Origin of the sequence: Pseudomonas sp. 7SR1 (genome assembly GCF_900156465.1) — a bacterium.
In the GTDB taxonomy this organism is placed as follows: Bacteria; Pseudomonadota; Gammaproteobacteria; order Pseudomonadales; family Pseudomonadaceae; genus Aquipseudomonas.
This window is the reverse complement of record NZ_LT707064.1, coordinates 2,239,296-2,248,911: the sequence shown is the minus strand read 5'-3', so window position 1 is coordinate 2,248,911 and position 9,616 is coordinate 2,239,296. Positions and strand designations below refer to the sequence as shown.

Here is a 9,616-nt window from a genome sequence, read left to right as displayed (position 1 = left end):
CTTAACTGGTGTCCAGAATTACTTGACCAGTTCAGTTTTCCCCCTTCCACGGATTCTCCGGTGATGTTGGCGACGTAACATTGAGGAGTCTCTCCACCACCTCTGGCTGAAGTCCTTCCCGCTGCCCAATGGTATTCCGACCTTTGTGGCGCGGCAGTCGCGCGTTCAACGCGTCCTTGCAAGACGTCCACTCATTCCAAAGCCGCTCTGTCTCAGTTGCACCCAGGGGATAGCGAGCCATGTGGTATCTCACGAGCCATTCAAGATAGTCCCGGATGACCCGAATACGGTTAGCTGCGGTATGGCCCGCCACCTCTGTTGGTGCAAGTTTTCGTTGAAAAAGGCGCACACGTTCAGCGGCGCCTCTACGAGCGGAGTGATGGGAAGGGGAAATTGAATCGTACTTCAGTTGATCAGCGACAGGTCGCCTGCAGTGCCGGACAAGCTCGTCAAGTTCGCTTAAACGAAAAACACCGCCATCTCGGATCCGCTGCTGAATATCAATCCGACTCGAGTCGAGGAACAGCTGCAGCACCATGACTGACCTCAAAACCTGGTCAATCGTATTACTCGCTCTGTTGGTCGTCCGAACTTCGCTGAGGACGTAAACAGAGGGTTCGAATAAAGGGGCACCGGAGGCAAGTGCGATCAGCACTGGCAAGCGCTCCCCAGAGCTCAAGACAAGCGTCTTTACCGCATACGGGTTCAGAGTCATTTGTTTACACCCCAGAGAGGTAAACGCTTAACAAATGTAGCTCTTACTCCGCAAAAATCTGTAAACAATAAAAAAGCGAAGCCAAATCAATGGCTTCGCTTTTAATGTTTACGGTTCTGAAAAAGCTGCGGTTCAGAACGGAATATCGTCATCGAAGCTGTCGAAATCCGGCGCCGGCTGCGGTGCGGTCTGTTGCGGGGCCGGACGCTCGCGCTGTGGCTGAGGCGCCGCCTGCGGACGTGGAGCCTGCTGACGAGGCGCGGACTGCTGGTAGTTGTTGCCAGCCTGTTGATCGCCCTGCGGACGGCCGCCCAGCAGTTGCATGGTGCCCTGCATGTCGACGATGATTTCAGTGGTGTAGCGCTTGATGCCGTCTTTTTCCCACTCGCGGGTCTGCAGCTTGCCTTCGATGTACACCTGCGAACCCTTGCGCAGGTATTCGCCGGCGATCTCCGCCACCTTGCCGAACATCGACACGCGGTGCCATTCGGTCTTTTCGACCTTCTGGCCGGTCTGCTTGTCGGTCCACTGTTCGCTGGTCGCCAGACTCAGGTTGGTCACGGCGTTGCCGTTAGGCAGGTAGCGAACCTCGGGATCCTGGCCGCAAGTACCGACCAATATGACTTTGTTAACCCCACGGGCCATAACGTTCTCCTAGGCTTCGCACGCGGTAGGTGCCGGGTTGTTCACCAGGCGCTCGAGCGTCGCACGATCCAATAATTCGGTGTCCAGTTTGATATAAACGGCCGCTTCGTCGGCGACCACCACTGCATCGGTTACTCCAACGACGGCCCTGAGGCGCTCGGCCAGGCCTGCTTCGCGGATGGCTTCGGGCGACAACGGCAAGCGCAGGCTCGTCACATACGGAGGTTCGCGCATGGTAACAGCAAAGACCAGCCAAAGTGCAGCCAGCGCCGCGCATCCCAGGAATACAACCGACAAACCGCCATGCTGGAACAACCAGCCGCCCAGGATCCCGCCCAACGCCGAACCCAGGAACTGGCTGGTGGAATAGACCCCCATCGCCGTGCCCTTGCCGCCCGCCGGTGAAACCTTGCTGATCAGCGACGGGAGGGAGGCCTCCAGCAGATTGAACGCGGTGAAAAATACCACCGTGCCGATCACCAGGGCCCGCAGGCTGTCGCCGAACTGCCAGAAGAATAGCTCAGTGAGCATCAGCGTCACGACGGCGCCGAGCAAAACTCGTTTCATTTTGCGTCGCTTCTCGCCATAGATGATGAAGGGAATCATGGCGAAGAAAGAAATCAGCAGCGCGGTGAGGTAAACCCACCAGTGTTGCTCCTTGGGCAGGCCGGCCTTCTCGACCAGCGCCAGCGGCAAGGCCACGAAGCTGGACATCAGCATGGCATGCAGCACGAAGATGCCCAGGTCCAGGCGCAACAGGTCCGGGTGCTTGAGCGTGGGTATCAGCGCCTGGCGGGCCACGCCGGACTCGCGATGCTGCAGCGGCCCGGTGGATTGCGGTACCACGAAGGCCACGATCAGGATGCCCAGCAGGGCCATGGCACCGGTCGCCAGGAACAGCCCCGACAGGCCGAAAGCCCGGGTCAGCAAGGGACCGACCACCATGGCGACGGCGAACGACAGGCCGATCGTCATGCCGATCATGGCCATGGCCTTGGTCCGGTGCTGCTCGCGGGTCAGGTCTGACAGCAGTGCCATGACGGCGGCGGAAATCGCCCCGGCACCTTGCAGGATCCGCCCGGCGATCACGCCCCAGATCGAATCGGCGCTGGCCGCCAGGACGCTGCCCAGGGCAAAGACGATCAACCCCAGGTAAATGACCGGACGCCGGCCGATACGGTCGGAAATGACACCAAAGGGAATCTGGAAAATCGCCTGGGTCAGGCCATACGCGCCAATCGCCAGCCCGATGAGGGCCGGCGTCGCGCCCGCCAGGTCCATGCCATAGGTCGCCAGCACCGGCAACACCATGAACATGCCCAGCATACGGAAGGCGAACACCAGGGCCAGACCGCTTGCCGCTCGGGTCTCGCCGCTACTCATGCGTTCGCTGTGGGGATCGTGCATGGAAAAACCTCATCTGAACCGGCGGCGATTCTACCAGTCCCATCGATTGAGGGGGTATATCGCGACGGTTTGACGCGCAGTCTTCATGTATGGCCGCCGTCGCGATTCAATAGTGTGCATCCATCCAGTATTTGCCCTTATACTCCTACGTTTTCGACGCCCGCCGAGCGAGGCCATTTTGGACAAGATCCTGATTCGTGGGGCCCGTACCCACAACCTGAAGAATATCGACCTGACCCTGCCACGGGACAAGCTGATCGTCATCACCGGCCTGTCCGGATCCGGCAAATCATCCCTGGCTTTCGACACCCTGTACGCCGAAGGCCAGCGACGCTATGTCGAATCGCTGTCGGCCTACGCCCGGCAATTCCTGTCGATGATGGAAAAACCCGACGTCGACACCATCGAAGGCCTGTCGCCGGCGATTTCCATCGAACAGAAATCGACTTCCCATAACCCCCGATCGACGGTCGGCACCATCACCGAGATCTACGACTACCTGCGCCTGCTCTACGCGCGAGTCGGGATCCCCCGCTGCCCCGATCACGACATCCCCCTGGAAGCCCAGACCGTCAGCCAGATGGTCGACCTGGTACTGGCCCAGCCCGAAGGCAGCAAGCTGATGCTGCTGGCACCGGTCGTCCGCGAGCGCAAGGGCGAGCACCTGCTGGTCTTCGAAGAGCTGCGAGCCCAGGGCTTCGTGCGGGCCCGGGTCAACGGCAAGTTGTGCGAACTGGACGAACTGCCGAAGCTGGATAAACAGAAGAAGCATTCGATCGATGTGGTGGTGGACCGCTTCAAGGTCCGACCCGACCTGCAACAACGCCTGGCCGAGTCCTTCGAGACCGCCTTGAAGCTGGCCGACGGCATTGCCCTGGTCGCGCCGATGGACGACGAACCCGGTGAGGAAATCATTTTTTCCGCACGCTTCGCCTGCCCGGTCTGCGGCCATGCCATCAGCGAGCTGGAACCCAAGCTGTTCTCCTTCAACAACCCGGCGGGCGCCTGCCCGACGTGCGATGGCCTGGGGGTCAAGCAGTTCTTCGACACCAAGCGCCTGGTCAATGGCGAACTGACCCTGGCCGAAGGCGCGATTCGCGGCTGGGACAGGCGCAACGTCTATTACTTCCAGATGCTCGGGTCCCTGGCGGCCCACTACAAGTTCAGCCTGGACAAGCCGTTCAACGAACTGCCCGCCGACCGGCAGCAGTACATCCTGCACGGCAGCGGCTCGCAGAACGTCGACTTCAAGTACTTGAACGACCGCGGCGACATCGTCAAGCGCTCCCACCCGTTCGAAGGCATCGTGCCGAACCTCGAGCGGCGCTACCGTGAGACCGAATCGGCGAGCGTGCGCGAAGAGCTGGCCAAGTTTCTCAGCACCCAGCCCTGCCCCGACTGTCGTGGCACCCGTTTGCGGCGGGAGGCCCGGCATGTCTGGGTGGGCGAGAAGACCTTGCCGGCGGTGACCAACCTACCGATCGGCGATGCCACCGACTATTTCGGCGGCCTCAAGCTCACCGGGCGCCGCGGCGAAATCGCGGACAAGATTCTCAAGGAGATTCGTGAACGCTTGCAGTTCCTGGTGAATGTCGGCCTGGACTACCTGACCCTCGATCGCAGCGCGGACACCTTGTCCGGCGGCGAAGCCCAGCGCATCCGCCTGGCCAGCCAGATCGGCGCGGGCCTAGTGGGGGTGATGTACATCCTCGACGAACCTTCCATCGGCCTGCACCAACGGGACAACGATCGGCTGCTGGGGACCCTGAAGCATTTGCGGGACATCGGCAACACGGTGATCGTGGTGGAGCACGATGAAGACGCGATCCGCCTGGCGGACTACGTGGTGGATATCGGCCCCGGTGCGGGGGTACATGGCGGGCATATCGTGGCGCAGGGCACTGCCGCCGAGGTCATGGCCCATCCTGACTCCCTGACCGGCAAATACCTGTCCGGCCGTGTGAAGATAAAGGTCCCGGCCAAACGTACGCCGCGCAACAAGAAGCTGTCCCTGACCCTCAAGGGGGCCCGTGGCAACAACCTGCGCAACGTTGACCTGGAGATCCCGATCGGTCTGCTCACCTGTGTCACCGGCGTATCCGGCTCCGGCAAATCCACCCTGATCAACAACACCCTGTTCCCTCTCAGCGCCACGGCCCTGAACGGCGCAACCACCCTGGAAGCGGCGGCTCACGACAGCATCAAGGGCCTGGAGCACCTGGACAAGGTGGTCGACATCGACCAGAGCCCGATCGGCCGTACGCCGCGTTCGAACCCGGCGACCTACACCGGCTTGTTCACGCCGATTCGTGAGCTGTTCGCCGGCGTGCCCGAATCCCGTTCCCGGGGCTACGGCCCGGGCCGGTTCTCGTTCAACGTCAAGGGCGGGCGCTGCGAAGCGTGCCAGGGCGATGGCCTGATCAAGGTGGAGATGCACTTCCTTCCGGACATCTATGTGCCGTGCGACGTGTGCAAGAGCAAGCGCTACAACCGCGAAACCCTGGAGATCAAATACAAGGGCAAGAACATCCACGAAACCCTCGAGATGACCATCGAAGAGGCGCGGGAGTTCTTCGACGCGGTGCCGGCCCTGGCACGCAAGCTCCAGACGCTGATGGACGTGGGCCTGTCCTACATCAAGCTTGGGCAGTCGGCGACAACCTTGTCCGGGGGGGAGGCCCAACGGGTCAAGCTGTCCCGGGAACTGTCAAAGCGCGACACCGGCAAGACCCTGTACATCCTCGACGAACCGACCACGGGCTTGCACTTTGCCGATATCCAGCAATTGCTCGACGTGCTGCATCGTCTTCGCGACCACGGCAACACCGTGGTGGTGATCGAGCACAATCTGGACGTGATCAAGACCGCCGACTGGCTGGTGGACCTTGGGCCGGAAGGTGGCTCCAAGGGTGGCCAGATCATCGCGGTGGGGACGCCCGAGCAAGTGGCGCAGATGAAGCAATCCCATACCGGTCACTACCTCAAGCCTCTGCTGGAGCGCGACCGGGATTGAGACACCGGTCATGAAAAAGCCCCTGCCATCTCATCGATGCCAGGGGCTTTTTCATAACGGCATGCCCACCAGAACAACGGTCTCACCGACCTCAAGCCAGAATCAGCACTGCGACTGCAGGTAGTTTTCCAACCCGATCAACTTGATCAGCCCCAACTGCTTCTCAAGCCAGTAGGTGTGGTCTTCCTCGGTATCGTTGAGCTGGACGCGCAGGATCTCGCGGGTCACGTAGTCGTTGTGTTGCTCGCACAGTTCGATGCCTTTGCACAACGCCGCGCGGACCTTGTATTCCAGACGCAAGTCAGCGGCCAGCATTTCGGGCACGGTGGTTCCGATATCCAGGTCGTCTGCGCGCATGCGTGGAGTGCCTTCAAGCATCAGGATCCGGCGCATGAGTGCATCAGCGTGCTGAGTCTCTTCTTCCATCTCATGGTTGATACGTTCGTAGAGCTCGGTAAAACCCCAATCCTCGTACATCCGCGAATGGATGAAATATTGATCACGTGCCGCCAGCTCACCGGTCAGCAGCGTGTTGAGGTAATCGATTACGTCTGGGTGACCTTGCATCGCCCTACATCTCCACAAGCTTTGAAAGGCTCTAGTTTGAACCATGCTGACTGCAAGGTCACTCGCTCATCGCAATAAAAGCGAAGAAAATCCGAGAAAACAGGGTTAAATAACGCAAAAACCGCCCAAATGAGGGCGGTTCTGCTTCTCGTTTAGACTTAGTTAAGCTGTACGCCCAACGCCTTTGCGATGCCTTCGCCGTAAGCGGCGTCTGCCTTGAAGAAGTGCTGCAATTGACGGTCGACGACGTCTGCCGAGACACCCGCCATCGCACCGGCGATATTACTGATCAACAGCGCTTTCTGCTCGTCGTTCATCAAGCGGAACAGCGCCCCCGCATGGCTGTAGTAGTCAGTATCCTCGCGATGATCGTAGCGATCGGCCGCCCCGCTCAAGGCCAGAGCCGGCTCCGCATAACGTGGTGCCTGCTTCGGCGCCTCCACATAGCTGTTCGGCTCGTAGTTGGGCGCTGCACCACCGTTGCTGCCGAACGCCATGGCGCCGTCGCGCTGATAGGTGTTGACCGGGCTGCGCGGAGCATTCACCGGCAACTGCTGATGATTGGTGCCGACACGGTAGCGGTGCGCATCCGCGTAGGCGAATACGCGGCCTTGCAACATGCGGTCCGGCGAAAGCCCCACACCTGGCACCATGTTGCTGGGCCCAAACGCTGCTTGCTCCACTTCAGCGAAGTAGTTCAGAGGGTTGCGGTTGAGCTCCAGTTCGCCGACTTCAATCAGCGGAAACTCTTTCTGCGACCAGGTCTTGGTCACATCGAACGGATTTTCGTAATGCGCAGCAGCCTGGGCTTCGGTCATGATCTGGATGCAGACGCTCCATTTCGGGAAATCACCGCGCTCAATGGCGTTGAACAGGTCACGCTGGGCGTAATCCGGATCAGTACCCGCCAGGCGAGCGGCCTCGGCCGGCGACAGGTTCTTGATGCCTTGCTTGGTCTTGTAGTGCCATTTGACCCAGTGACGCTCACCCTGTGCATTGATCAAGCTGTAGGTGTGGCTACCAAAGCCGTGCATGTGGCGATAGCCGTCAGGAATGCCGCGGTCAGAGAACAGAATGGTGACCTGGTGCAGGGCCTCAGGCGAATGCGACCAGAAATCCCACATCATCTGGGCGCTTTTCAGGTTACTTTGCGGCAGACGTTTCTGGGTGTGGATAAAGTCCGGGAACTTCAGCGGATCGCGAATGAAGAATACCGGCGTGTTGTTACCCACAATGTCCCAGTTACCTTCCTCGGTGTAGAACTTCAGGGCGAAACCACGGGGATCGCGCTCAGTATCGGCAGAGCCTCGCTCGCCCCCCACAGTGGAAAACCGCAGGAAAGTAGGCGTCTGCTTGCCGACAGACTCGAACAATTTAGCACAGGTGTATTGGGTGATATCCCGTGTCACGGTGAATGTGCCGTAGGCGCCCGAGCCTTTGGCGTGCACGCGGCGCTCGGGGATATTCTCGCGGTTGAAGTGAGCGAGCTTCTCGATAAGGTGGAAGTCATCGAGCAGCAACGGGCCACGGGGGCCCGCAGAGCGAGAATTCTGGTTATCGGCGACAGGAGCGCCGCTTGCTGTCGTAAGCGTTTTGGTCTGGCTCATGCTCAATCTTCCTCGGTCGGTCTCTGAACTGCCGGCTAATCGGCTGGAAAGGAGTATTGACCATGTTAGTTACAGTATCCAAATTCATTAAATCATGGACATCGATAGTCATTATCTAATGCTGCCGTGTTGCCAATAGCGAGACCAGCCGAAACGGCCGTTTACCTTTTCACAGGCACAAAAAAACCGGGCACAAGGCCCGGTTTTTTCTTTATTGCCGTCTTACTCAGCGGATACAGCTTCACCGCCGGTAGCACGATCAACCAACTCGACGTACGCCATAGGCGCGTTGTCGCCAGCGCGGAAACCGCACTTGAGGATGCGCAGGTAGCCACCCTCACGGGTAGCGTAACGCTTGCCCAGGTCGTTGAAGAGCTTACCAACGATAGCTTTCGAACGAGTACGGTCGAAAGCCAGGCGGCGGTTAGCCAGGCTGTCTGTCTTGGCCAGAGTGATCAGCGGCTCGGCAACGCGGCGCAGTTCTTTGGCTTTCGGCAGTGTAGTTTTGATCAGCTCGTGCTCGAACAGCGACACCGCCATGTTCTGGAACATGGCCTTGCGGTGCGAGCTGGTGCGGCTCAGGTGACGACCACTTTTACGATGACGCATGGTTCATTCCTTACCAAACACAACGTTCGGTGATTACGACGATCAGGCAGTCGCCTTGTCGTCCTTCTTAAGACTTGCAGGCGGCCAGTTGTCGAGGCGCATGCCGAGGGACAGACCGCGGGAGGCCAGAACGTCCTTGATTTCAGTCAAGGATTTCTTGCCAAGGTTCGGAGTCTTCAACAGCTCTACTTCGGTACGCTGAATCAGGTCGCCGATGTAGTAGATGTTTTCCGCCTTAAGGCAGTTAGCCGAACGTACAGTCAGTTCCAGATCGTCAACCGGGCGAAGCAGGATCGGATCGATCTCGTCTTCCTGCTCGACAACCACTGGCTCACTGTCACCCTTGAGGTCGACGAACGCAGCCAACTGCTGTTGCAGGATGGTTGCAGCACGACGGATAGCCTCTTCAGGATCCAGGGTACCGTTGGTTTCCAGATCAATAACCAGCTTGTCCAGGTTAGTACGCTGCTCGACACGGGCGTTTTCCACCACGTATGCGATACGGCGAACCGGGCTGAACGAAGAGTCAAGCTGCAAGCGACCGATGCTGCGGCTTTCGTCTTCATCGCTCTGACGCGAGTCTGCCGGCTCATAACCACGACCACGAGCTACGGTGAGCTTCATGTTCAGGGCGCCGTTAGACGCCAGGTTAGCGATTACGTGATCGGGGTTAACGATCTCGACATCATGATCCAGCTGAATATCGGCAGCGGTAACCACCCCCGAACCCTTCTTCGACAAGGTCAGCGTAACTTCGTCACGACCGTGCAGCTTGATAGCCAGGCCTTTAAGGTTCAACAGGATTTCAATGACATCTTCCTGTACGCCTTCGATCGCGCTGTACTCATGGAGTACACCGTCAATCTCGGCCTCGACTACTGCACAGCCGGGCATTGAGGACAACAGGATGCGGCGCAGCGCGTTGCCCAGGGTGTGGCCGAAACCACGCTCGAGAGGCTCGAGTGTGATCTTGGCGCGGGTTGGACTGACAACCTGCACATCGATATGGCGGGGTGTCAGGAACTCATTTACCGAAATCTGCATGGATGCACC

The 9,616-nt window shown here is 59.3% G+C and carries 7 protein-coding genes and 1 pseudogene; 1 reads left to right on the top strand and 7 read right to left on the bottom strand.

The window, feature by feature from the left end:
* Window positions 1-37 precede the first annotated feature (37 nt).
* The 3 genes and pseudogenes from BW992_RS27200 to BW992_RS10220 form a co-directional block, all read right to left on the bottom strand.
* Window positions 38-715: pseudogene (locus BW992_RS27200) on the bottom strand (site-specific integrase); the annotation flags it as partial.
* 132 nt (window positions 716-847) lie between these two features.
* Complete coding sequence (locus BW992_RS10225) at window positions 848-1,360, bottom strand: single-stranded DNA-binding protein (protein ID WP_072458881.1); 513 nt, start codon at window positions 1,358-1,360, stop codon at window positions 848-850.
* A 9-nt stretch (window positions 1,361-1,369) separates the two neighbouring features.
* Window positions 1,370-2,767, bottom strand: a complete 1,398-nt coding sequence (locus BW992_RS10220) for an MFS transporter (RefSeq protein WP_072431446.1) — start codon at window positions 2,765-2,767, stop codon at window positions 1,370-1,372.
* Window positions 2,768-2,945: 178 nt separating this feature from the next.
* On the opposite strand from BW992_RS10220, the gene uvrA reads away from it, so the two are divergent.
* Window positions 2,946-5,780 carry an excinuclease ABC subunit UvrA gene (uvrA, locus tag BW992_RS10215; RefSeq protein ID WP_072395497.1) on the top strand — a complete coding sequence of 945 codons (2,835 nt, stop codon included), beginning with the start codon at window positions 2,946-2,948 and terminating at the stop codon, window positions 5,778-5,780.
* Window positions 5,781-5,882: 102 nt separating this feature from the next.
* Here the strand turns inward: uvrA and bfr are convergent, their stop codons facing one another.
* From bfr to BW992_RS10195, 4 genes are all read right to left on the bottom strand, one after another.
* Window positions 5,883-6,347 (bottom strand): bacterioferritin, encoded by a 465-nt coding sequence (gene bfr / locus BW992_RS10210; RefSeq protein WP_072395495.1) that lies wholly within the window; start codon window positions 6,345-6,347, stop codon window positions 5,883-5,885.
* Between the two features lie 158 nt (window positions 6,348-6,505).
* Window positions 6,506-7,954: a catalase gene (locus tag BW992_RS10205; RefSeq protein ID WP_072395493.1), complete on the bottom strand. Its 1,449-nt coding sequence runs from the start codon at window positions 7,952-7,954 to the stop codon at window positions 6,506-6,508.
* A 222-nt stretch (window positions 7,955-8,176) separates the two neighbouring features.
* The gene (rplQ, locus tag BW992_RS10200; RefSeq protein ID WP_024778333.1) at window positions 8,177-8,563 is read right to left on the bottom strand and encodes a 50S ribosomal protein L17; all 387 of its coding nucleotides are present in this window, start codon (window positions 8,561-8,563) and stop codon (window positions 8,177-8,179) included.
* Between the two features lie 42 nt (window positions 8,564-8,605).
* Complete coding sequence (locus BW992_RS10195; RefSeq protein WP_003186012.1) at window positions 8,606-9,607, bottom strand: DNA-directed RNA polymerase subunit alpha; 1,002 nt, start codon at window positions 9,605-9,607, stop codon at window positions 8,606-8,608.
* Window positions 9,608-9,616 lie beyond the last annotated feature (9 nt).